Raw genomic sequence first — 20,188 nt, 5'->3', positions numbered from 1 at the left:
CCGTTTCACATCACTCGGAGAACGCGCACATGTGGCAGCAACAATGGATTTTGGGTAACTGGAAAATGAACGGACGTTCGGCCGCCTGCGCTGATTTTGCCGCCCGTTTGGCCCAACACAGGCTACCTGAAAACGTGCTTGCCGGCATTGCCGCCCCCGCGCCGTACGCCGCCGCCCTGAAGCAGCTGTTGCCGGCCGGGTGGTTAAACGGCGCGCAGGACGTCAGCCGCTTTGCCGCCGACGGCGCCTTTACCGGCGAAACGTCCGCCGCCATGCTGGCCGATATCGGCTTGGACTTTGTGTTGGTCGGCCATTCCGAGCGCCGCCAGTATTTCGGCGAAGACCATGCCGTGCTGTCCGAAAAAATCGACCATGCCCAAACCGCCGGCCTGATTCCGGTGTTGTGTGTGGGCGAATCGCTGGCCGAGCGCGAAGCCGGCCGCGAGCAAGCCGTGGTGGCCGCCCAACTGGCTGTGCTGGCAGAGAAAAAGCCCGCTCAAATTGCGGTGGCCTACGAACCGGTATGGGCCATCGGCACCGGCAAAGTGGCCACGCCCGAGCAAATTGCAGAAATGCATGCATTTATTTACCGCGAGCTCTTGTCATGGGCGGCCGAGGGTGCTAATATCCGCACCCTTTACGGCGGCAGCGTCAACCCGCAAAATGCCCGCGCCATCCTCAGCCTCCCTCATGTGGACGGCGCCTTGGTCGGCGGCGCATCGCTACAAGCGGACAGTTTCGCTGCCATTATTTGTGCAACCGAGTAAAAACATGGGTCTGGAAGCATTTAAAACCATCATTATGATCATCGGCGGTTTTGCCTCGCTGGCTGTCATCGGTTTGATTCTGATGCAGCAGGGCAAAGGCGCAGATGCCGGTGCCGCTTTCGGCTCGGGCAGCGCCCAAGGCGTATTCGGTTCTGCTGGCAGCGCAAACTTTTTGAGCCGCAGCACCGCCATCGCCGCTGCCGTATTCTTTGCCTGCTGCTTGGCCTTGAGCTATATTTCAACCTATGGCAATAAAAGCCGCTTGAATTTCGATCAGCCAGCCGCCGCTCAACCGGCAGCCCCTGCTGCAGCCAGCCAAGCCGTGATTCCTGAATAAGGAAGCCGCCGTATTTGACAAACAGTTTTCAGCCGACATGGTGGAATTGGTAGACACGCTATCTTGAGGGGGTAGTGACCCTAGGTCGTTCGAGTTCAAGTCTCGATGTCGGCACCATACTAAAGAAACCAGCAGCCTTCGGGCTGCTGTTTTTTTGTCCCTATGCGTCTAAGCAAATCTACAATATAATTTCAATTCATAGACTTATTCACAATTTTGGTTAATCGGCAAGCGGCTTGCCGTCTATCCCCGTCCACAGACAGGCCACCAAATCTACAAAAAAATGTTGGTGCTTTTGTTGGTGCTTGGCAAAATGGCATAAAAAAGCACCAACAAAATCGCCGGCAAGCCTGATTGGCTGTGGCTTTGCCGCATTCGTCACAAGCACCAACACCAGCAGACCATCATGCCCCTTAACGATTTGCAAATCAGGCGAGCCAAGCCGGGCGACAAGAAGCAAACTTTGTCCGATGGCGGCGGCTTGGCCTTGGTTATCAGCCCCGTTTCACGCGGCGGCACCAAGTATTTTGTTTACAATTACCGCTTCCACGGCCGGCAGCAGTCGTTGCGCCTTGGCAAGTATCCCGATATAGGTTTAAGCGAAGCCCGCGAAAAACACCAGCAGGCGCGGCAAGACTTGGCGAAAGGCATCAATCCCAGCGAAGCCAAACAGCAGGCCAAAATCGAGCAGCAGGCCGCCTTGCTGCATACGTTTGAGCATATCGCCCGCGCTTGGCATCATGACAATTTGCACCGCTGGCAGCCTGCACACGCCGGCCGGATTATGTCGGATATGGAAAAAGACGTTTTTCCCGCTATCGGCAGCCGGCAGATTGATGAAATTGGCGTGGCCGATGTGAAAGCGCTTGTCGGCTGTATTGTGGCGCGGGGCGCGACAGTCACAGCCGAAAAGGTGCGCCAATGGATAGCCGCGATTTACGGCTATGCGGCCATGTTGGAAATCACAGACCGCAACCCGGCTGCGCCCTTACGAGGCTACTTTGACAAGAAGGCAACGCGCCATATGCCGGCCTTACCGCAAGGGGAATTGACCGAGTTTTACCGCCGCCTGCTGTTGGCCGATATAGACCACAGAAACCGGATTGCCCTATTGCTGACGATGCTGGTGTTTGTGCGGAGTACCGAATTGCGCGGCAGCGAATGGCCGGAAGTGGATTTTGCAAATGCCGAATGGGTGATTCCGGCTGCCCGCATGAAAATGAAACGCAGCCATACCGTGCCTTTGGCCGATTGGCCGCTTGCCTTACTGGAAGAGCTTCACGGCTTGAGCGGCAACGGGTGCTATCTGTTTCCCAGCCGCACGGCCACGCACGGCTTTATCAGCGAGGCCACGCTGCCGCGCATCATCGAACGCATGGGCTACAAAGGCATTGCCACACCGCACGGCTTCCGCAGCCTAGCCAGCACAGTATTGAACGAACAGGGCTTTAATCCCGATGCCATCGAACACCAGCTTGCCCATGTGCCGGCCAATAAAATCCGTGCCGCCTACAATCGGGCGGACTATATGGCGGAAAGGCGCAAGATGATGCAATGGTACAGCGACTATCTGCGGCGGCATTACGAGGCCGCACAAGCCCTGCTGGCGGCAGATTGAGGCATGCCAGCCTGCACCTTTCAGGCTACCTGAAAAGCGTTTACCGCCACACCTAGCCCGCGATTAGCTACCAAGGGCGAAAACAAGGCAATTCCCTGCCAGCCTTGCCGGTGTGGTTCCCTTTTATCTTAGGCAGGGGAACGGTAGGGATAATGGATAAGGTAGGTTTACTCGAGTATGCAGATTTGTTGAAAGCATGGGGGGTGGATTTTCAAATAACCCGTATTTATGATTTTCAGACACAAGTACTGAAACACTTCCTGAATGATAAAGAATTGTTAGACTTGGAAGAGACTATTCTTAGTTATTGTTATTTGACAAGGGCGATGCGTGAGGAAAATGAGGAATATCCTTATGCTTGGTTAATGGAGCCATTTTCGGCCAGTGCAGATGATTTTGGTAACCGTTGGAAGCAGCTTATTGTTGGTATTCCCCGTATTGGTCTTCGCGCTGAATTAAAAGTGCGGAAAAGATGGCACTTGGAATCTACTTGCGCTGCCTGCTTGTTGGTTGTTTCTTATGCTGAAAGTATTCAGGCTGGCAAATTACAGCGTGATGATGCCTTGACGCGGGCGGCTGTTATGCAAGACCTGGCTTTTCTATTGAATGATGCCGCCTTTTGGGGCAGCAGTGCGCCTGAGATAGAAAAACAGAAGGTCAAGCGAAGGCGGCGTAAGGGAGCGGTAGAAAGTGCTGCCAAATCCTTTAAGGCAAGATTCAGGAATGAGGTGGTTTCTCCTGAATATCAGAAAATTTTGAAAAAAGGTTTGCAGCGGGGCGATAAAGCTAAATTTATACGAAAAATGGTGCAGGCATATGCTGATTTTTTTGATGAAGCAGTCAACAACGGTGCAGCTTTGTCGGAAAGAGATGAGTTTATTACCGAAGAGACGATTAAACGCTGGATAAGTGAGATTGATAATGAAATGAAATCATCAGCTTAAATGATAAAGCAAGCTGACGCCCATGCCCGATATTCGGGCATTTTTTACGCCTCGTGATTGTAGAAAAATGGGTACAGAGCATTGCTAAATCACCAAATGTCATTGCGATATCATGAAATGGCATTACCCAATCCTAGATATTGATTTTACAGGGAGTTATATTTCGCCCCGCTGTATCAAGCCAGCTATTTCAGTCTAGGCCAAGGTGCAGCGGGGTTAATTTTATGGAGTGAATAAAATGGGCATTCAGATGTTACGTTTGCCGCAAGTGATGGCAAAAACCGGATTGAGCCGTGCTGCGGTGTGGGCAAAGCAAAATCCGAAAGACAGCCGCTACGATGCTTCTTTTCCAAAGGGTGTAAAGCTGGCGGCCAATACTACCGCATGGGTGGAATCGGAACTTGATGTTTGGTTGGAAAGCCGCCTTGCTGCCAGCCGGGCTATTCAACACACCAGCAAAGGGGCAGTGGCATGAGAGAAGAGGAATACCGCCAACAAGTTCACGGCGTAATGTGCCGCCATCCTGACGGCGGGCAGACCGACCGCCGCTTAGGCGGCCTGCTTGGCTTGCTGGGCAATCACGATTTTTTGACCGCGATTGTTTGCGGCATGGAAGGCGATTTATTGGGGCGGGATACCGCAACAGCATCCGATATTGATTTTCTGCTGCATTGTGTGGCGGAAGCCAAGCAGGAAGCTTTCAAGCTGTGTCCGGTGGCGCACTATCACGGCGAAATCGGCGGCGAATTGGCGCTGTTAAACAAGATTGAAGAATCGTTGTTGCAGTATCAGGCCGATTCAGTCCGTTTGGCTTTGGAAGCGGCCGAAATGGAAGCTGCCGGTATCTAAAACAAAGCCGCCAACCCAAAAGGGCGGCGGCGTAAAACCTGCGGGGAGATAAAACGCAGGTCGGGAAGAATCGTTATGTTATCAAAAAACTGTCTTTTGCACTCTGTGGCCGTGGTGCCGCCTGTTTTTCAGGTAGCTTGCCCGCGCCCGTCTATTGACAGCGCCCGCCGGCAGCGGCAAGATACGGCTGCCGCTTTCAATCAGGCGGCAGGGTTTAGCAGCCCTAATACAACGTGGCAGACAAGCCGCCGTTATTCCCTATCGGGCGGCGTTATTGCGTCTGCATTCCCTTGTTGTACCTTTTCCTACGGGGAACAGGGGAACGGGAGGCTTTATGCCTGCTGGAAACACGTTGTCCAGTCTGCTAACCCGTTCCTTTTGTTCCCCGCCCTCACGTTTAGCAGCGTGAAACGGGGGCTTAAAAACCAACGTGAAAAGGTACTTATCATCATGAAACCAATCCGCAAGGGCTATTCACGCCCCATTACCGCGCAACCGCTGCGCACCTTCCCCACTTTGCTGCAAGCCAGCGCCTTTGTTGACCGCCTGACGGCGCAAAGCGCGGTGTCTTACCGCTTCAATATCCAGCAAACCGCTGCCGACTGTTGGACGGTTGCCCGCGTGGTGTCTGGAGGTGCGGCATGAAGCTGACTTTGGAAACCCGTTATTACAACCCGCTGGCCGATTTGCTGGGCAATGCTGCCGCTGTGGCCGCCGTGCAAAAAACCTATCTTTACGGCCGCGAACATTTGGCGGCAGTATCCGATGGCGATTGCGGTTCTTTGCTGTGTACGGTGGAAGCCGCACAAACGGAACTGGCTGAAATCTTGAGTTTGGCCGGCTTTGTGCAGCAGGCGGCTTACAGCAACCAGCCTTTAAGCCATGTCATGCCAGATGACGACAAGATAGAGACTACCTTGAGTTTCATTACGCACTTGGCGGCCGATGTGGGCGCATTACTGGCCGATTGGCGCGAAGTTTTGGCGCGGGAAAGCGTGTACCGCGAATGCGGGGCGGTGGCGGGCAAATCCGCCACCAAGCGCTGCGCACACCAGCCGAAAAGCCCGCCGGCTTCGCCCGGTTCGCCATAAGGCGGCATAGAAGCGTTTTTACGGCGATTCGGGGCTTGATGCGCCCTAGTATTCTCTAGGCAGGAAACCACGCTAAAAACGCAAATTTGAGCCGCTAACGGCCATTCTCTACAAATTCCCTTCCCTATTTTCACACCGCTAAGGCGTTTTTGCGCCTTGGCTGGTGTTTTGCAACCTGAAAAAGGTGTTTGTCATGGATAAATTCGTTTTGCTCGCCCCGCTGTGGGCGTGTGCCGACTTGGCGGCGGCATCGGCCGATGCGGCCAAACTGCGTAACCATCCCGCCTATGCCCGTTTGGGCTTGGTGCAGTCTGCTTGCGGCCGCTGGCTGGTGTGCCGTGTGGTGCCTTTGCCGGAAGATGATGGCGGGGCATCATGTGCCGCCACGGGCTGCGGGCTACCTGAAACGCCGGTCGATGCCTTCAACGGCAACGGTAAGGCTTTCCCTGCCGATGGGCTACCTGAAAGCGTGTTTGGCGACGGCTGGCGGCCGGAAAGGGGGTTGGCATGAATGCCGTGCGTATCGGCTTAAACGACGTGAAGGCGGCGGCGTATGGCCGCTGGCCGGAAATCTTGCAGTCTTTGGGCGTGCCGGCGGCGCTGCTGGATAAGTCCAAACACCAGCCCTGCCCCGCTTGCGGGGGCAAAGACCGCTTCCGCTTTACCAACCACAAGCAGGGCGGCGGCTTTATTTGCAACCATTGTAGCCCGGATGGCGGCAGCGGCTTCGATTTGTTGATGCTGGTGTACGGCTACACCTTTGCTGAAGCGGTGCAGGCAGTAAAAGCGGTGTTGGGTTTGGCCGGCGGCCATGTGGCGCCCATGGTGGCGAAGGCCAAGCCGGCAGCCGACCACACGGCGGAAGAGGCGGCGCGCAACCGCTGCCGTTTGGCGAAGCTGTGGGATGAATGCCTGCTGTGGAATGCGCAGCCTGTGATTGCGGATTATCTGCACGGGCGCGGCATTCCCTTGCCGGAAGCTTTGCCGGTGAGTTCGGCGTTACGTTTTCATCCGCACCTGGCCTACTGGCACGGCAAACGGCTGCTTGGCCGTTTCCCTGCCATGGTGGGGCTTTACCGCGATGCCGAAGGCCGGCCGTGCGGCCTGCATCTGACGTATTTGGCCGTTACGGCAGGCGGTGCCACAGGCAAGGCGGTGTTGTTCGACCCGAAAACCCGCGAACGCCTGCCGGCCAAGAAAATGCGTGCCGTGCATTCAGGCAGCCTAACCGGGGCGGCCATACGCCTGTTCACGCCACAAAACGGCCGTATCGGCATTTGCGAAGGAATAGAAACGGCCGTGGCCGCGCGTTATGTGTCCGGGGTGCCGATGTGGGCTTGCGGTTCGGCGCACGGCATTCAATCGCTGGCGTTGCCGGCAGGAATACGCGAGCTGGTAATTGTGGCCGATAACGATGCCAACGGCACGGGTATGCAGGCTGCACGGGCCTTGCAGCGGCGGTACAGCCGCCATTTGGACAGCATCAAGATTTGGCAGCCGAGCATGACGGGCGCGGATGCGCTGGATGTGTTGGCGGCACAGGTAGGGAAAGGGGCCGTGGCATGACGGACGAAACCAAAAACAGAGGCGCAGACGGCCGAAACGGCGGCCGTAAGCCGAATATGTGCTTAGTGAAGGGCAAGGCAGGCAAGGGCGGCCAAAATGTGCCTATCAGCGATTTAGAGGCATTGCAGGGCATTGCCGATGCCGATGCTTCGCCCTTGGTGCCGTATTACGAGAATCGGCCGGACGGTTTGTTTTTTATCGGCGTGGGCATGACGCGGGAAGGCGAGCCTTACCATCTGCCGGCGCTGCATATTGCCGACCCCATCGGCCTGATTGGGCGAGGCACGGGCGAGGACGGGAAGGAATACCGCATTATCGAATATGCCCGCCGTGGGGAAAGACAGCGCCAGCAGGCGGCTTTGCCTTTGGAAGGCGTGGGCATGCCTGATTGCTGGCGCTTTCTGCGTGGCTTGGGTATCGGCATCAAATCAGGCGGCAAGGCACAGGGCGCATTGGCGGATTATCTGCAATGGGAAGGCGACCTGACGGACTGGCAAATCGCCAACCGGGGCGGCTGGCTGAATGACGATTACACGGCTTACGTGCTGCCCAGCGGCGAAATCATCGGCCGCAGCGACGGAAAGGTTATCTACAACGGCGACACGTCTAAGAAGACCGCCTACACGGTATCCGGCACGCTGGAATCATGGCAGGCCGAAGTAGCGCGTTACGCGGCGGGCAACAGCCGCCTGCTGCTGGTGTTGGGCGCGGCCTTTGCCGCCCCGCTGCTGGCACCGATGAAGCTGGAAAACGGCGGTTTCCACCTGTTCCATTCTTCCAGCGGCGGTAAAACCACGGCCGCCATGCTGGCTTTGTCGGTATTCGGTAATCCAGACAAGCTGAAAAACACTTGGAAAGCAACCGCCTTGGCGATTGACAATATCGCGGCCGCCACTTCAGACGGCTTTATGGTGTTGGACGAAATTTCGCAGGCCAAAGGCCAAGACGTGAGCAGCGTGGCCTATTCGCTGTTTAACGGCGTGGGCAAGCTGCAAGGGGCGAAGCAAGGCGGCAACCGCGAACGGCTGGAATGGCGCGTGCTGCTGCTTTCTACGGGGGAGTTTGACGCCCTTCACTACATGAAGCAGGCGGGCTTTGAATGGAACGCCGGCCAAAACGTGCGTCTGCCTTCCGTGCCGGCCGATGCGGGCAAGGGCTTCCGTGTGTTCGACACCCTGCACGGCTTTGCCGACGGGGCGGAATTTGCGGAAACGCTGGAACGGGCGGCGAAATACCACTACGGGCAGGCCGGTCGGGCGTTTGTGGCACAGGTGGCCGCTGCCATGCACAGGGATAAGGCGGGGTTTATCGCCAAAGTGAACGGTTTGTGCCAAGCCTTCCGCCAATCCCTGCCGGAACTGGACGGCCAGCCGGCACGGGTGGCGAAACGCTTTGCGCTGGTGGCGGCCGCTTTGGAACTGGCAACGGAATACGGCATTACGGGGTTTGCTGCCGGCGAAGGTGCGGCTGGTGTGCGTGCCTGCTTTCAGGCGTGGTACGAGCGGGAAGGCAGGGGCAATTACGAGGAACGCACCATTTTGCAGCGGGCGATTGACTTCATTCAATCAAAAGGCAATTCGGAAATGTTCCGCCGGCTGGAAGATATTGGTGCGGACGGTATTCACACCACCAGCCGCTACCATGCCGGCTATGTGGAACAGCGCAACGGTTACGCCCCAGTTTACTACCTGACCCGTGAAGCCTTTGAAACCGAGGTATGCGGCGGCTATGACAAGGATTTTGTTTGCAAGGTGTTGTTTGATGCCGGCTGGCTGCGCAAGGGCAGTTCGCGTTGGACAAAACAATTGAAGCGCAACGGCATGACGACGGCTTGGTTTTACGTTTTGGAGGGCAGCCAGCCGCCGGAAAGACAGCCGGCAGACGGGGAAAGCCTTGGTGGCCGGTAGGCATGTTTGAATGTTTCCGTACGCGCGAGGCGCTAAATGTTGGTTACTTTGGTTACCATTGCATTATCTTCATGTTTTATATGTGATATTCGGTATTTTTGCTTTGGTTACTTCTTGGTTACCCGTTGGTTACTTTGGTTACCTTATTGAGAAAAACAGGCGCTGTTTTCTGATTTAATTTTAATATTCATGATGTTAATTAGGTAACCAAGATTTTATTGTTTTAAATCATGTTGATATTGAAATGGTAACCAAGCGGTAACCGTAAAGTAACCAAGAAAAAGGGGTATTTTATCATATAAAACAAAGAAGTAACCAAAGTAACCAAGTTTTTGGGGGTGTGCGTTATATATTTTTTGCGAAAAGGGGTTTAAATGATAGACGGTATCATTAGTGGCAGATTGAGCCGGCCGCCGAAAAAGCTGTTTACCGAGCGTGGCAGCGTGTATGTGATTGCGAAAATGAATGTGTCCTCCTTCAATCGTGAGCTGCCTGCCATGCACGCGAATGTGATTGCCTTTGACGGCCGCGTGTGCGGCTATCTGCTGGAGAGGCAGCAAGGGGAAACGGTGTCTTTGGGCGGCATCATCACGCCGAGGCTGACGCATGCATACGGGCAGCCGGAAATAGAATTGAATCTGACGGCCAAGGCCGTGATGCGGGGCTACCATATCGGCCAAGCGCAGGGGAAAGGCTGGATATTCGATGGCCGTTAGGCCGGTATGGCTGCTGCCGTCCGGCTTCAGGCTACCTGAAAGGCGGTAAGGTACTTCCAGCCGTTCGATTCACGCGGGTTATTCGCACCGTATTTTTTGGGAAGCGGCAGGGTTATATGATTTGCTTGCTGGCTTTCAGGGGTGGGGGCGGTAAAAGTCTGTAGGGCTTGGCTATCGGACACCGCCCGCACTTTCATTGAGAGAATTTTTTCCTGTGGAGCGATGTTAAAGATAGGATTAACAGGCTGATTAACATTGAACTTTTAGCATTTAATGCTGTTTGGTTTCACGCCTTCAGGCTACCTGAAACCAGCGCCGCCCGCTTACCCCGTGGCGGTAGCGCAGATTGTCATGCCGCCGTCCCTGTTTTAAAATGGTACTAGATAATAGTGCCATTTATTTTGATGAAGAAGAGACACCAGCGCACGCTTGCTTTGATATTCAGCCGCCCCGTATCCGGTGGCATCAAATGGGCGGATATAGAATCCCTGTTTACCGAGCTGGGCGCGGAAATTCAGGAGCGGGAAGGCAGTCGCATTGCCGTTGTGCTATTTGGGCAAGTGAAAGTGTTTCATCGGCCGCACCCCAGTCCCGATACCGACAAAGGCGCGGTGGCTAGCGTGCGCAAATGGTTGGAAGACAACGGAGTAAAACCATGAACAACATAATGGAAATCAACGGCCATAAGGCAGTTATCCAGTACGACCCGGAAACCGAATTGCTGCGCGGAGAATTTATCGGCCTCAATGGCGGGGCGGACTTTTACGCCGACAACGTGGCCGACCTGCACAAAGAAGGCGCAGCCAGCTTGGCGATATTTCTCGATGTGTGCAAAGAGAAAGGCATTGAGCCTTACAAGCAGTATTCAGGCCGTTTCAATGTACGGGTAAGCCCCGCTACCCATGCGGCAGCAGTAGCGGCAGCAGCCGCGCAGAATATCAGCTTGAACGAGTGGGTAAGCCGTGCCATCAGCCAGTCTGCTCAGTCCTGAGGGCGTGTGTTTCGCTACTGCTTGATGGTGTCCGCTGAATAACTGCGTATAGATGACTATCCGGTTGTGTGCGGCATAGCCCCTGCCGGCAATTTATTCCGTTGGTAAGACGCTTGAGAATACCGAGAAATGCGGCAGCTATTATGTTCCATTGATACCGCTTTATTGGCACAATTCATTGCAGGTTGCTTTATAGTTTTTTGTAATGGCTTTGCGCCTTGCTAAACAGAATGAAATACGGCTCTATTATGTTACGTTCTGATGCTGCTTTATCAGCCCAATTCATTAGAGCGTGCTCTGCGGTTTATTTTGGCTGTTGCCCGCGTTGTGAAACAGGGTGACTTGAACAAAATGTTGGTGCTTTTGTTGGTGCTTTTGGATTTTAAATTTATTTTGTATTTTTTAAACAATGTATTGAGTGAATAATTCAAGTCCCGATGTCCACCATACTAAAGAAACCAGCAGCCTTCGGGTTGCTGTTTTTTTGTCTCTATGCGTCTAAGAAAATCTACAATATAATTTCAATTCATAGACTTATTCACAATTTTGGTTAATCGGCAAGCGGCTTGCCGTCTATCCGCGCCACGGTAGTAGAGCCAAATTTACAGGCAAATCTTAGTGTTTGGAAAATAACGCCAGAGTCACCAAAGCAAAACAGCCCGAACATTTCAGTTTGGGCTGTTTTTATCGGCTTTGCCGGCGCTCGGAAAACAGGCACAGAGCAAATCCTGCAGCGTCGTATGGCGGCAGGTTTTCCCCGATGGCGCTCATGCTTTGACTTCCGTTTTCCAAAGCATTATGCTTGCCGCGTTTGCGGGTTTCCCGCGCTTTTATTTTGGAGCACCGCTATGTCCCACCCCGCCGCCGTTCTCAGCGCAACCGGCCTGTTTACCCCGCCTTTCAGCATCAGTAACGAAGAGCTGGTTGCCGCTTTCAACCGCTATGTGGCCCAGTACAATCAAGAACATGCCGATGAAATTGCCGCCGGCAGCCGTGCGGCGTTGGCCGAGTCCAGCAGCGAATTCATCGAAAAAGCGTCCGGTATCCGCAGCCGTTTTGTGATGGATAAAGAAGGAATTCTGAATCCGGACGTCATGCATCCGGTATTTGCTCCGCGCAGCAATGACGCTTTGTCGCTGCAGGCCGAAATCGGCGTGGCGGCGGCACGCGATGCTTTGGATCGCGCCGGTGTGGCTGCGGCCGACATTGACATGATTGTGGTGGCCAATTCGAATATGCAGCGCCCCTATCCGGCGGTGGCGGTGGAGATTCAGCATGCTTTGGGTGCCGGCGGCTTTGCTTTCGACATGAATGTAGCCTGCTCGTCCGCCACGTTTGGCCTGCAAACGGCGGCGGACGCGATTGCCAACGGTTCGGCCAGCCGTGTGTTGGTGATCAGTGCCGAAATCTGCACCGCGCACCTGAATTTCCGCGACCGCGACAGCCACTTTATTTTCGGCGATGCCGCCACCGCCTTGCTGCTCGAACGCGCCGATTTGGCCGCGCCCAAGCAGGGCTTCAATGTGGTCAGCACTCGGCTGTGGACCCAGTTTTCCAACAATATCCGCAATAATGCGGGCTTTCTCAACCGCTGTGAGGCGGATAACGACCCGCTGGCGGCCGACAAGCTGTTTGTGCAGCAGGGTCGGAAGGTATTTAAGGAAGTTTGCCCGGCGGTCGGCGAACACATTGTTGCCCATTTGTCCGCCCAAAATATCGCCCCCGAAGCGGTGAAACGCTTCTGGCTGCACCAGGCCAACCGCAGCATGAACGATTTGATCAGCCGCCGCGTGCTCGGCCGCGATGCCACGCCCGAAGAAGCACCGATTATTCTCGACCGCTATGCCAACACCAGCTCGGCCGGTTCCGTGATTGCCCTGCATTTATATCAAGACGGCCTGCAAAGCGGCGACTTGGGCGTGCTGTCCAGTTTCGGCGCCGGTTATTCCATCGGCTCCGTGATTTTGGAAAAACGATGAACGCGCCGCGCCGCGCCGTGTATGCCGGCAGCTTTGATCCGCCCACCAACGGCCATCTGTGGATGATCCGCCGCGCGCAAGCCATGTTTGACGAGCTGGTGGTGGCCATCGGCAACAATCCGGACAAAAAATCCACCTACACGCTGGAAGAGCGGCAGGCCATGTTGGCGGAAATCACCACCGAATTTCCCAATGTGCGCATTGCCCATTTCAGCAACCGTTTTCTGGTGGATTTTGCCGACAGCATCGGCGCCAAATTCGTGGTGCGCGGCATCCGCACCGCCTCGGATTACGAATATGAGCGCTCGATGCGCTACATCAACGCCGATTTGCAGCCCGACATCACCACCGTGATCCTGATGCCGCCGCGCGAATTTGCCGAAGTGTCTTCCACCATGGTGAAAGGCATGGTGGGGCCGCATAATTGGCAGAAAACCATCCGCCGCTATGTACCGGATGCGGTGTACCGCAAAATCATGGCAGATCAAGGCGAGCAGCCAGTTGTGCCGTAAAGCGGCGATCTGCGACTCAGGCTACCTGAAAATGCCAAGGCGGCGTTTCAGGTAGCCTGGTTTGTTTGCATGACCAAGCAGTTGTGTCGCTTGGCGGGCAAAAATAGCATCCAGGATGTTGTTTCTGGATGCGGTTTTCTTGCGCGAGTGCTTCATTTCCTATACAATTCCGCCGCTTTCGTTTTGGAAGCGTTTTTTATTTTTTATCCCAATCATGCTCGCATCTTGCGCCAAAGGGTGCTCGGAATCTTTCGGGAGTTCGGGTTCTGTGCGCATGGATGTCTGCCTTAACCCTTTGTAAGGAAATTAAATGTCTCAAGTTACCATGCGTCAAATGCTGGAAGCCGGCGTACACTTCGGCCACCAAACCCGCTACTGGAACCCGAAAATGGAGCAATACATTTTCGGCGCGCGCAACAAAATCCACATCGTGAATCTGGAAAAAACCCTGCCGCTGTTCCAAGAAGCCCAAGACGTGGTGCGTCGTTTGGCTGCCAACAAAGGCACCATTTTGTTCGTCGGCACCAAGCGTCAAGCGCGTGACATCATCCGCGAAGAGGCCACCCGCGCCGGTATGCCCTATGTTGACCACCGTTGGTTGGGCGGCATGCTGACCAACTACAAAACCGTGAAACAGTCGATCAAACGCCTGGAAGAAAAAGCAGCAGTTTTGGAAAACGCCGAAACCAGCGGCTACAACAAAAAAGAACTGCTGGATATGCAGCGCGAAGTGGACAAGCTGGAACGCTCTTTGGGCGGCATCAAAAACATGAAAGGCCTGCCCGATGCCATCTTCGTGATCGACACCGGCTATCAGCACGGCACTTTGGTAGAAGCCGCCAAGTTGGGCATTCCGGTGATTGCCGTGGTGGACACCAACAACAGCCCCGACGGCGTGAAACACGTGATTCCGGGCAACGATGACTCCGCCAAAGCCATCCGTCTGTACTGCCGCGGCATGGCCGATGCGGTTTTGGAAGGCAAAAACCAAGCCATCGCCGAAACCGTGGCCGCTGCCCAAGCTGCCGCAGAATAAGTTCTGCCCCGCAGGCTGCCTTATTTTCAGGTAGCCTGCTCCCATTTCTGAGGCGCGGCACCGGCCGCGTTTCGTGTTCATGAATTTTAGGAGACAGCTATGTCTAACATTACCGCAAAAATGGTGGCCGATCTGCGCGCCGCCACCGGCCTCGGCATGATGGAGTGCAAAAAAGCTTTGGTGGAAGCCGAAGGCAACTTTGAAAAAGCCGAAGAAATCCTGCGCATCAAATCCGGCGCCAAAGCCGGCAAGCTGGCTGGCCGCACCGCTGCCGAAGGCGTGTTGGCTTATGCCATCGAAGGCAATGCAGGCGCTTTGGTGGAAGTGAACTGCGAAACCGACTTCGTGGCCAAAGATGCCGGCTTTGTAGAGTTTGCCAACTTTGTTGCCAAAACCGCCGTGGCCAAAAAACCCGCTACGGTTGAAGAGTTGAGCGAACTGGTGGAAGAAGAACGCAAAGCCATCATCGCCAAACTGGGCGAAAACATGTCTGTACGCCGTTTCCAAGTGATCGAAACCGGCAACAGCCTGACTGCCTACATCCACGGCGCCCTGGCTACCGAAGGCGTGTTGGTTGAGTTCAAAGGCGCCGAAGACGTGGCCCGCAAAGTGGGCATGCACATCGTGGCCGCCAAACCGCAATGCGTGGCCGAAAGCGAAGTGGATGCCGAATTGGTGGAAAAAGAGCGTCACATCTACACCCAGCAAGCCATCGAATCCGGCAAACCGGCCGAAATCGCCGCCAAAATGGTGGAAGGCCGCATCAAGAAATTCCTGGCCGAAATCACTCTGAACGGCCAAGCCTTCGTGATGAACCCCGACCAAACCGTGGCCCAATTCCTGAAAGAAAACGGCGCGGAAGTGATCAGCTTCGTGCGCTACAAAGTGGGCGACGGCATCGAGAAAAAAGAAGTGGACTACGCAGCCGAAGTGGCTGCTGCCGCCAAAGTATAAGGCGCCGTCCCTGCTTCCCCGCCACCTGCCGCAAAAACGGCAGGTGGTTTTTTGTGGGCGAGTGGACCGGCCGCAGGTTTGATACAGTGTTTTCAGGTAGCCTGAATGACAAAAAATCGCCCCGCTGTTTGGTAACAGGTGGGGCAGAATTTTTGCACAGGCTTCAGGCTACCTGAAAGCATGGGGAAGCCGTTTCAGTCAGCCGCAACGCATGTCCCCGTTTAATAACGGCGGGCGGTAACAAAGTCGGCCAGCTGGTGCAGACGGTGTGCGGTTTGGCCGAAAGGGTGCAGTGAGGCACAGGCTTCGGTGGCCAGCAAGGCGGCATAGTGGCGGGCGGCGGTCAAGCCCATCAGTTTGACATAAGTGGGCTTGTCGGCTTCGGCGTCTTTGCCAGCGGTTTTGCCCAAGGTGGCGGTATCGGCTTCGCAGTCCAGCACGTCGTCGATCACTTGGAAGGCCAGGCCCAGTTTGGCGGCGTAGGTGTCGAGGGCGGCCAAGGCAGTTGCATCGGTATCGGGGCAGCACAGGGCGCCGAGTGCCACGGCGGCGCGGATGAGGGCGCCGGTTTTCAGGCGGTGCATGGTTTCCAATTGCGCTTGATCCATGTTTTGGCCGACGTGCTGCAGGTCGATGGCCTGCCCGCCGGCCATGCCCAGGCTGCCGGAGGCTTGTGCCAGGGTTTGGATTTGCTGTAAACGGCGCTCGGCCGGCAGGCCGTTGGGGCGGCTGAGCAGATCGAAGGCCAGCGTTTGCAGGGCGTCGCCGGTGAGCAGGGCGGTGGCTTCGTCGTATTGGATGTGGCAGGTGGGTTTGCCGCGGCGCAGGCTGTCGTTGTCCATGGCCGGCAGGTCGTCGTGCACCAGCGAATAAACGTGGATCAGCTCAACCGCCGCCATCGCCGCCTCCAAGGCGTCGCCGTGGGGGCGGCCGGTTTCGGCGGCGGCCAACACCAAAAGCGGGCGCAGGCGTTTGCCGCCGCCCAGGCTGACGTAGCGCATGGCGTGGTGCAGGCGCTGCGGCTCGGTATCGGCGGCGGGCAGCAGGCGCTCCAGTACCAGCTCGGTTTGCGCCTGCGCTTTGTGCAGCCAGGCGGCAAAATCATTCGCTGGGTTCAAGGTTCAGCTCCTTCAGTTCGCCGGCGTCCAATACCTGCAGTTTCTGTTCCACTTCGGCCAGCTTGTTTTGGCAGAATTTCACCAATTCGCTGCCTTCCTGATAGGCCGCCAGCGCTTCTTCCAAGGGCATTTCGCTGTTTTGCATGGCTTGGGTCAGGGCTTCGAGGCGGGCCATGGCGTCTTCAAAACTTTTGGGGGATTTTTTCGACATGGTGGGCTTTCGTGAGGGCGGGTTTCAGGTAGCCTGCGGAGCGGCAGCCTCCGCCCGAATGATGGGGTTTGTTTTAAGGTGCGGATTGTGGCAGAGATTGGCCGGGTTGGCTATGGGCGGCCAGCCGGCGGGCACAGCCGCGCAGGGCGGCCATGTCGGCGGCCACGACATCGGTAAACGGCAGCGGGGCGGCGGTGCTGCCGTACCAAACCGTCCGCATGCCCAGTGCTTTGGCTGCGTGCAGATTGGCGGCGCTGTCGTCCACCATGATGCATTTTTGGGGCGGGGTGTCCAAGGCGGCACAGACCTGCAGATAGGCCTGCGGATCGGGTTTGTAGCAGTAGCCGACGTCATCGGTGCCGAACAGGGCGGTGAAGTGATGCGTCAGTTCCATGGCCTCCATGAGGGCGCGCACATAAAACGACGGGCCGTTGGAAAACACGGCTTTGCGTCCGGGCAGGGCGGCCAGCGCGGCGGCGGTGCCGACCATTGGCTGCAACACGGTCAACAGCTCGGGTAGCGGGTGGCTGTATTGCAGAAAGGCGTCGATGCTGATGTGCGGATGGTGCCGCTGTAGGCCAGCCAGCGTGGCGCCGTAGCGGTGCCAATAATCTTCGCGCAAATGGGAAGCGGCGGCTTCGTCAACTCCTAATGCTTGCGCCATAAATTCGGTCATGCGGCGGTTGATGCGGTAGAAAATACCGGCATCGGCGTGGTGCAGGGTGTTGTCGAGATCGAACAGCCACACGGGTTCGGCAAGCGGCATCTTCAGGCTACCTGAAAGCAAAGGGGCGATTATAGTGGCGCGGGCGCAAACGGGTACAGCTTTGCCGCAATGTCTTTGCGGTTTGGGCCGCCTGATTCGGTATGGGGCGGCGGTCGGTAATCACAGGCGGTCTAATCCGCAGAAGCGGGCTTTCAGGTAGCCTGAAACAGCGGCGGCAAAACTGCTATAATCGCTGCCGATTTTGACCGGATTTTTTAGGAGAACTCTCATGGCTCTTGTTTCTTTGCGCCAACTGCTGGACCACGCCGCCGAGCACAGCTACGGCCTGCCCGCTTTCAATGTGAACAATCTGGAGCAGATGCGTGCCATCATGGAGGCCGCAGACGAAGTGAACGCCCCCGTGATCGTGCAGGCTTCGGCCGGCGCGCGCAAATACGCCGGCGCGCCGTTTTTGCGCCATCTGATTTTGGCGGCGGTGGAAGAATTTCCGCATATTCCGGTGGTGATGCACCAAGACCACGGCACCTCGCCCGACGTGTGTCAGCGCTCCATCCAGCTCGGTTTTTCTTCGGTGATGATGGACGGCTCGCTCAAAAGCGACGGCAAAACCCCGGCCGATTACGACTACAACGTGGACGTAACCCGCACCGTGGTCAATTTCGCCCATGCCTGCGGCGTGTCGGTGGAAGGCGAAATCGGCTGCTTGGGCAATCTGGAAACCGGTGATGCCGGCGAAGAAGACGGCATCGGCGCCGATGTGAAACTCTCGCATGACCAAATGCTCACCAGCGTGGAAGAAGCCGCCAGTTTTGTGAAAGACACCGGCGTGGATGCGCTGGCCATTGCCATCGGCACCAGCCACGGTGCCTACAAATTCAGCCGCAAGCCCACCGGCGATGTGTTGCGCATCGACCGCATCAAAGAAATCCACGCCGCCCTGCCCAACACCCATTTGGTGATGCACGGCTCCAGCTCGGTGCCGCAAGACTGGCTGGCGGTGATCAACGAATATGGTGGCAACATCGGCGAAACCTACGGCGTGCCGGTGGAAGAAATCGTGGAAGGCATCAAGCACGGCGTGCGCAAAGTCAACATCGACACCGATTTGCGCCTCGCCTCCACCGGCGCTATCCGTCGCTACCTGGCCCAGCATCCGGCCGAATTCGACCCGCGCAAATACCTGGCCGAAAGCGTGAAAGCAATGAAACAAATTTGTTTGGACCGCTACCGCGCCTTCGGCTGCGAAGGCCAGGCCGGCAAAATCAAACCGGTATCGCTGGAAAAAATGGCCGAGCGTTATGCCAAAGGCGAGCTGGCGCAGATTGTGAAATAATGCTGATCGGGCTCTGATTGCCAAACAGGCTACCTGAAACGTGTTCAGGTAGCCTGTTTGCTTTGCTGGAGCCGATCTGAAAGTAAGGCTTTGTGTGTAGGCGGTTAGTTTGCGTTAAAAATAAAGCTTTTGGCTTGAAAAATGGGCATTTGCTGCCAATTGCTGTGATAAGCAATGATTTGACGCTATCGCGCACGGCATCGGGCGCGGTCAAAGCTGATCTGAGCCGAGTGCCTGAGTTTCAGGCTCCATTGATTGATATGAAAGGAAAGCCATGAATCTGGCCACCATCAAAGACATCCAAAGCAAGCAGGCTTACCCGAGCGTGACCATCACCCTGCCGACCTACCGCACTTCCCCCGACAATGACAAAGACCCCATTCGGCTGAAAAACTTGGTGAGCGAAGCGGTTGCCCGCTTGGAGGAGGAGTTCGGCAAACGCGAAACGGCGGATATCGCCGCCGCTATCCATCGTTTGGCCGATGAGGTGGACCATGAGCACAATCTCGACGGCTTGGTGATTTTTGCCAGCGCCGAATACAGCGAGTCGTTCAAGCTGCCCTTCCGCGTGCCCGAGCGGGTGAGCATTGAAGACAACTTCGTTACCCGCGATCTGGTGTATGCCATGAACCGAAGCCCGCTGTATTTGCTCACCGTATTGAGCGAACATGGCTCACGCCTGTTTGTCGGCCGCAAAGACCTGCTCAACGAAGTGCACGCCTACGGCTTCCCCTTCAGCCTGGCCAACACCGTGGCCAACGCCAGCCCCAGCCAGGACATCAGCCATGTGCGCGACCAGATTGTGGCCGACAATATGCGTGAAATCGGCGACGCTTTGGCTGAAGCGCAAAAACAGATTCCCGCACCCATCGTGGTGGTGGGCGTGGACCGCAACATCGGCCACTTCCGCGAAGGCGCGCGCAACAGCGACGAGGTGATGCTGTATATCCATAGCGGCCACAACGAAGAAAGCGAGCATCAGCTGGCACAGCATATTTGGCCGCAGGTGAAAGAAGCCCTGAGCCAGGAGCGCGAAAAAGTGTTTGCCGATTTGGAAGCGGCCAAGAGCAACCACCGCTTTGTCGACAGCCTCAACGAGGTGTGGCAGGCCGCCATCGACGGCCGGGCGGAAATGCTGGTGGTGGAAGAAGACAGCAGCCTGGCCGCAGAGGTCAGCGAAGACGGCCGCCAACTCACGCTGTTGCCGGAAGGTTTCACCGCATCCGAGCGCACTTATGAAGACATCGTGGACGAGATGATTGAGAAAGTGCTGGCCGCCGGCGGCCAAGTGAAATTTGTCGATAACGGCCGCTTGGCCGCGCAACAGGCCGAGCACGGCGTGGTGGCGGTTACCCGTTATTGATTTAAAGAAATGAGGCGGCTGCCGGAAAACCATCCGGCAGCAATCCAACAGGCTACCTGAAAACAAACTACGCAGAAACTTGCGTGGCTGGTTTTCAGGTAGCTTTTTTGGGTGTTATGGTGTTGTCTTGTAGAGATCTTTGCCAAACCTCCCAATGTGGTGCATTTCT

The 20,188-nt window shown here is 56.0% G+C and carries 24 protein-coding genes and 1 tRNA gene; 21 read left to right on the top strand and 4 right to left on the bottom strand.

The annotated features are described in order from the left end of the window. The first annotated feature begins 29 nt into the window (after window positions 1-29). The 3 genes from tpiA to H3L94_RS11390 all read left to right on the top strand — a co-directional run bounded on the left by tpiA (window position 30) and on the right by H3L94_RS11390 (window position 1,221). Window positions 30-767, top strand: a complete 738-nt coding sequence (gene tpiA, locus H3L94_RS11400) for a triose-phosphate isomerase (RefSeq protein ID WP_182122079.1) — start codon at window positions 30-32, stop codon at window positions 765-767. Between the two features lie 10 nt (window positions 768-777). After that, window positions 778-1,104 carry a preprotein translocase subunit SecG gene (secG, locus tag H3L94_RS11395; RefSeq protein ID WP_182123180.1) on the top strand — a complete coding sequence of 109 codons (327 nt, stop codon included), beginning with the start codon at window positions 778-780 and terminating at the stop codon, window positions 1,102-1,104. A gap of 31 nt (window positions 1,105-1,135) precedes the next feature. Further along, window positions 1,136-1,221: transfer RNA gene (locus H3L94_RS11390), tRNA-Leu, on the top strand. A gap of 103 nt (window positions 1,222-1,324) precedes the next feature. Here the strand turns inward: H3L94_RS11390 and H3L94_RS11385 are convergent. Continuing rightward, entirely contained in the window at window positions 1,325-1,531 is a 207-nt protein-coding gene (locus tag H3L94_RS11385; RefSeq protein ID WP_182122078.1) for a hypothetical protein, read from the bottom strand. On the opposite strand from H3L94_RS11385, the gene H3L94_RS11380 reads away from it, so the two are divergent. The 16 genes from H3L94_RS11380 (at window position 1,511) to tsf (ending at window position 15,267) form a co-directional block, all read left to right on the top strand. Next, on the top strand, window positions 1,511-2,722 hold the full coding sequence (locus H3L94_RS11380) for a tyrosine-type recombinase/integrase (protein WP_182122077.1): 1,212 nt from the start codon (window positions 1,511-1,513) through the stop codon (window positions 2,720-2,722). The two genes, H3L94_RS11385 and H3L94_RS11380, sit on opposite strands and share 21 nt — an antisense overlap. Window positions 2,723-2,874: 152 nt before the next feature. Beyond that, window positions 2,875-3,666: a hypothetical protein gene (locus H3L94_RS11375; RefSeq protein WP_182122076.1), complete on the top strand. Its 792-nt coding sequence runs from the start codon at window positions 2,875-2,877 to the stop codon at window positions 3,664-3,666. A gap of 238 nt (window positions 3,667-3,904) precedes the next feature. Then, a complete protein-coding gene (locus tag H3L94_RS11370) occupies window positions 3,905-4,141 on the top strand; it encodes a helix-turn-helix transcriptional regulator (RefSeq protein WP_182122075.1) in 237 nt (78 codons plus the stop codon). After that, the gene (locus tag H3L94_RS11365) at window positions 4,138-4,515 is read left to right on the top strand and encodes a hypothetical protein (RefSeq protein WP_182122074.1); all 378 of its coding nucleotides are present in this window, start codon (window positions 4,138-4,140) and stop codon (window positions 4,513-4,515) included. Before H3L94_RS11370 ends, H3L94_RS11365 begins: the two co-directional genes overlap by 4 nt. 450 nt (window positions 4,516-4,965) lie before the next feature. Beyond that, window positions 4,966-5,160: a hypothetical protein gene (locus H3L94_RS11360; protein WP_182122073.1), complete on the top strand. Its 195-nt coding sequence runs from the start codon at window positions 4,966-4,968 to the stop codon at window positions 5,158-5,160. Continuing rightward, window positions 5,157-5,606, top strand: a complete 450-nt coding sequence (locus tag H3L94_RS11355; protein WP_182122072.1) for a hypothetical protein — start codon at window positions 5,157-5,159, stop codon at window positions 5,604-5,606. Before H3L94_RS11360 ends, H3L94_RS11355 begins: the two co-directional genes overlap by 4 nt. Window positions 5,607-5,799: 193 nt before the next feature. Beyond that, window positions 5,800-6,117: a hypothetical protein gene (locus H3L94_RS11350; protein WP_182122071.1), complete on the top strand. Its 318-nt coding sequence runs from the start codon at window positions 5,800-5,802 to the stop codon at window positions 6,115-6,117. Then, window positions 6,114-7,172 (top strand): DUF7146 domain-containing protein, encoded by a 1,059-nt coding sequence (locus H3L94_RS11345; RefSeq protein ID WP_182122070.1) that lies wholly within the window; start codon window positions 6,114-6,116, stop codon window positions 7,170-7,172. The genes H3L94_RS11350 and H3L94_RS11345 overlap by 4 nt, the downstream gene beginning before the upstream one ends. Then, a complete protein-coding gene (locus H3L94_RS11340; protein ID WP_182122069.1) occupies window positions 7,169-9,079 on the top strand; it encodes a DUF927 domain-containing protein in 1,911 nt (636 codons plus the stop codon). Before H3L94_RS11345 ends, H3L94_RS11340 begins: the two co-directional genes overlap by 4 nt. 374 nt (window positions 9,080-9,453) lie before the next feature. Then, window positions 9,454-9,795 carry a hypothetical protein gene (locus H3L94_RS11335; RefSeq protein ID WP_182122068.1) on the top strand — a complete coding sequence of 114 codons (342 nt, stop codon included), beginning with the start codon at window positions 9,454-9,456 and terminating at the stop codon, window positions 9,793-9,795. A 389-nt stretch (window positions 9,796-10,184) separates the two neighbouring features. Next, window positions 10,185-10,454: a type II toxin-antitoxin system HicA family toxin gene (locus H3L94_RS11330; protein ID WP_244958764.1), complete on the top strand. Its 270-nt coding sequence runs from the start codon at window positions 10,185-10,187 to the stop codon at window positions 10,452-10,454. Then, window positions 10,451-10,786, top strand: a complete 336-nt coding sequence (locus H3L94_RS11325; RefSeq protein WP_182122067.1) for a type II toxin-antitoxin system HicB family antitoxin — start codon at window positions 10,451-10,453, stop codon at window positions 10,784-10,786. The genes H3L94_RS11330 and H3L94_RS11325 overlap by 4 nt, the downstream gene beginning before the upstream one ends. A gap of 848 nt (window positions 10,787-11,634) precedes the next feature. After that, entirely contained in the window at window positions 11,635-12,765 is a 1,131-nt protein-coding gene (locus H3L94_RS11320; protein WP_182122066.1) for a beta-ketoacyl-ACP synthase III, read from the top strand. Beyond that, complete coding sequence (gene coaD / locus H3L94_RS11315) at window positions 12,762-13,277, top strand: pantetheine-phosphate adenylyltransferase (protein ID WP_009120075.1); 516 nt, start codon at window positions 12,762-12,764, stop codon at window positions 13,275-13,277. The genes H3L94_RS11320 and coaD overlap by 4 nt, the downstream gene beginning before the upstream one ends. Before the next feature lie 310 nt (window positions 13,278-13,587). Next, window positions 13,588-14,313 carry a 30S ribosomal protein S2 gene (gene rpsB, locus H3L94_RS11310; RefSeq protein ID WP_009120073.1) on the top strand — a complete coding sequence of 242 codons (726 nt, stop codon included), beginning with the start codon at window positions 13,588-13,590 and terminating at the stop codon, window positions 14,311-14,313. A 99-nt stretch (window positions 14,314-14,412) separates the two neighbouring features. Next, complete coding sequence (gene tsf / locus H3L94_RS11305) at window positions 14,413-15,267, top strand: translation elongation factor Ts (protein ID WP_009120072.1); 855 nt, start codon at window positions 14,413-14,415, stop codon at window positions 15,265-15,267. Window positions 15,268-15,488: 221 nt separating this feature from the next. Here the strand turns inward: tsf and H3L94_RS11300 are convergent, their stop codons facing one another. The 3 genes from H3L94_RS11300 to H3L94_RS11290 form a co-directional block, all read right to left on the bottom strand. Beyond that, window positions 15,489-16,385, bottom strand: a complete 897-nt coding sequence (locus H3L94_RS11300; RefSeq protein ID WP_182122065.1) for a polyprenyl synthetase family protein — start codon at window positions 16,383-16,385, stop codon at window positions 15,489-15,491. After that, the gene (locus H3L94_RS11295) at window positions 16,369-16,596 is read right to left on the bottom strand and encodes an exodeoxyribonuclease VII small subunit (protein ID WP_182122064.1); all 228 of its coding nucleotides are present in this window, start codon (window positions 16,594-16,596) and stop codon (window positions 16,369-16,371) included. The genes H3L94_RS11300 and H3L94_RS11295 overlap by 17 nt, the downstream gene beginning before the upstream one ends. A gap of 73 nt (window positions 16,597-16,669) precedes the next feature. Continuing rightward, a complete protein-coding gene (locus H3L94_RS11290) occupies window positions 16,670-17,362 on the bottom strand; it encodes a pyrimidine 5'-nucleotidase (RefSeq protein WP_182122063.1) in 693 nt (230 codons plus the stop codon). A 229-nt stretch (window positions 17,363-17,591) separates the two neighbouring features. Between H3L94_RS11290 and fba the strand changes: the two genes are divergently transcribed. Together fba and H3L94_RS11280 are read left to right on the top strand one after the other, a co-directional pair. Beyond that, window positions 17,592-18,656 carry a class II fructose-bisphosphate aldolase gene (gene fba, locus H3L94_RS11285; RefSeq protein ID WP_009119273.1) on the top strand — a complete coding sequence of 355 codons (1,065 nt, stop codon included), beginning with the start codon at window positions 17,592-17,594 and terminating at the stop codon, window positions 18,654-18,656. 274 nt (window positions 18,657-18,930) lie between these two features. Then, complete coding sequence (locus H3L94_RS11280) at window positions 18,931-20,019, top strand: AOC03_06830 family ribosome hibernation factor (RefSeq protein ID WP_182122062.1); 1,089 nt, start codon at window positions 18,931-18,933, stop codon at window positions 20,017-20,019. Window positions 20,020-20,188 lie beyond the last annotated feature (169 nt).

This window comes from Neisseria shayeganii, assembly GCF_014054965.1.
GTDB classification, from domain to species: domain Bacteria; phylum Pseudomonadota; class Gammaproteobacteria; order Burkholderiales; family Neisseriaceae; genus Eikenella; species Eikenella shayeganii.
Note: the sequence above shows the minus strand (reverse complement) of the source record. Positions and strands in the feature narration are given on the sequence as shown.

Excerpts from the sequence above, each read along its gene's own strand:
- H3L94_RS11325 (WP_182122067.1), top strand. The coding sequence starts at position 10,451 with ATGAACAACATAATGGAAATCAACGGCCATAAGGCAGTTATCCAGTAC.
- H3L94_RS11375 (WP_182122076.1), top strand. The coding sequence starts at position 2,875 with ATGGATAAGGTAGGTTTACTCGAGTATGCAGATTTGTTGAAAGCATGG.
- H3L94_RS11355 (WP_182122072.1), top strand. The coding sequence starts at position 5,157 with ATGAAGCTGACTTTGGAAACCCGTTATTACAACCCGCTGGCCGATTTG.
- H3L94_RS11360 (WP_182122073.1), top strand. The coding sequence starts at position 4,966 with ATGAAACCAATCCGCAAGGGCTATTCACGCCCCATTACCGCGCAACCG.
- H3L94_RS11370 (WP_182122075.1), top strand. The coding sequence starts at position 3,905 with ATGGGCATTCAGATGTTACGTTTGCCGCAAGTGATGGCAAAAACCGGA.
- tpiA (WP_182122079.1), top strand. The coding sequence starts at position 30 with ATGTGGCAGCAACAATGGATTTTGGGTAACTGGAAAATGAACGGACGT.
- H3L94_RS11335 (WP_182122068.1), top strand. The coding sequence starts at position 9,454 with ATGATAGACGGTATCATTAGTGGCAGATTGAGCCGGCCGCCGAAAAAG.
- H3L94_RS11290 (WP_182122063.1), bottom strand. The coding sequence starts at position 17,362 with ATGCCGCTTGCCGAACCCGTGTGGCTGTTCGATCTCGACAACACCCTG.
- H3L94_RS11345 (WP_182122070.1), top strand. The coding sequence starts at position 6,114 with ATGAATGCCGTGCGTATCGGCTTAAACGACGTGAAGGCGGCGGCGTAT.
- tsf (WP_009120072.1), top strand. The coding sequence starts at position 14,413 with ATGTCTAACATTACCGCAAAAATGGTGGCCGATCTGCGCGCCGCCACC.
- H3L94_RS11295 (WP_182122064.1), bottom strand. The coding sequence starts at position 16,596 with ATGTCGAAAAAATCCCCCAAAAGTTTTGAAGACGCCATGGCCCGCCTC.
- H3L94_RS11380 (WP_182122077.1), top strand. The coding sequence starts at position 1,511 with ATGCCCCTTAACGATTTGCAAATCAGGCGAGCCAAGCCGGGCGACAAG.
- H3L94_RS11365 (WP_182122074.1), top strand. The coding sequence starts at position 4,138 with ATGAGAGAAGAGGAATACCGCCAACAAGTTCACGGCGTAATGTGCCGC.
- H3L94_RS11340 (WP_182122069.1), top strand. The coding sequence starts at position 7,169 with ATGACGGACGAAACCAAAAACAGAGGCGCAGACGGCCGAAACGGCGGC.
- H3L94_RS11320 (WP_182122066.1), top strand. The coding sequence starts at position 11,635 with ATGTCCCACCCCGCCGCCGTTCTCAGCGCAACCGGCCTGTTTACCCCG.
- H3L94_RS11350 (WP_182122071.1), top strand. The coding sequence starts at position 5,800 with ATGGATAAATTCGTTTTGCTCGCCCCGCTGTGGGCGTGTGCCGACTTG.
- coaD (WP_009120075.1), top strand. The coding sequence starts at position 12,762 with ATGAACGCGCCGCGCCGCGCCGTGTATGCCGGCAGCTTTGATCCGCCC.
- rpsB (WP_009120073.1), top strand. The coding sequence starts at position 13,588 with ATGTCTCAAGTTACCATGCGTCAAATGCTGGAAGCCGGCGTACACTTC.
- H3L94_RS11280 (WP_182122062.1), top strand. The coding sequence starts at position 18,931 with ATGAATCTGGCCACCATCAAAGACATCCAAAGCAAGCAGGCTTACCCG.
- fba (WP_009119273.1), top strand. The coding sequence starts at position 17,592 with ATGGCTCTTGTTTCTTTGCGCCAACTGCTGGACCACGCCGCCGAGCAC.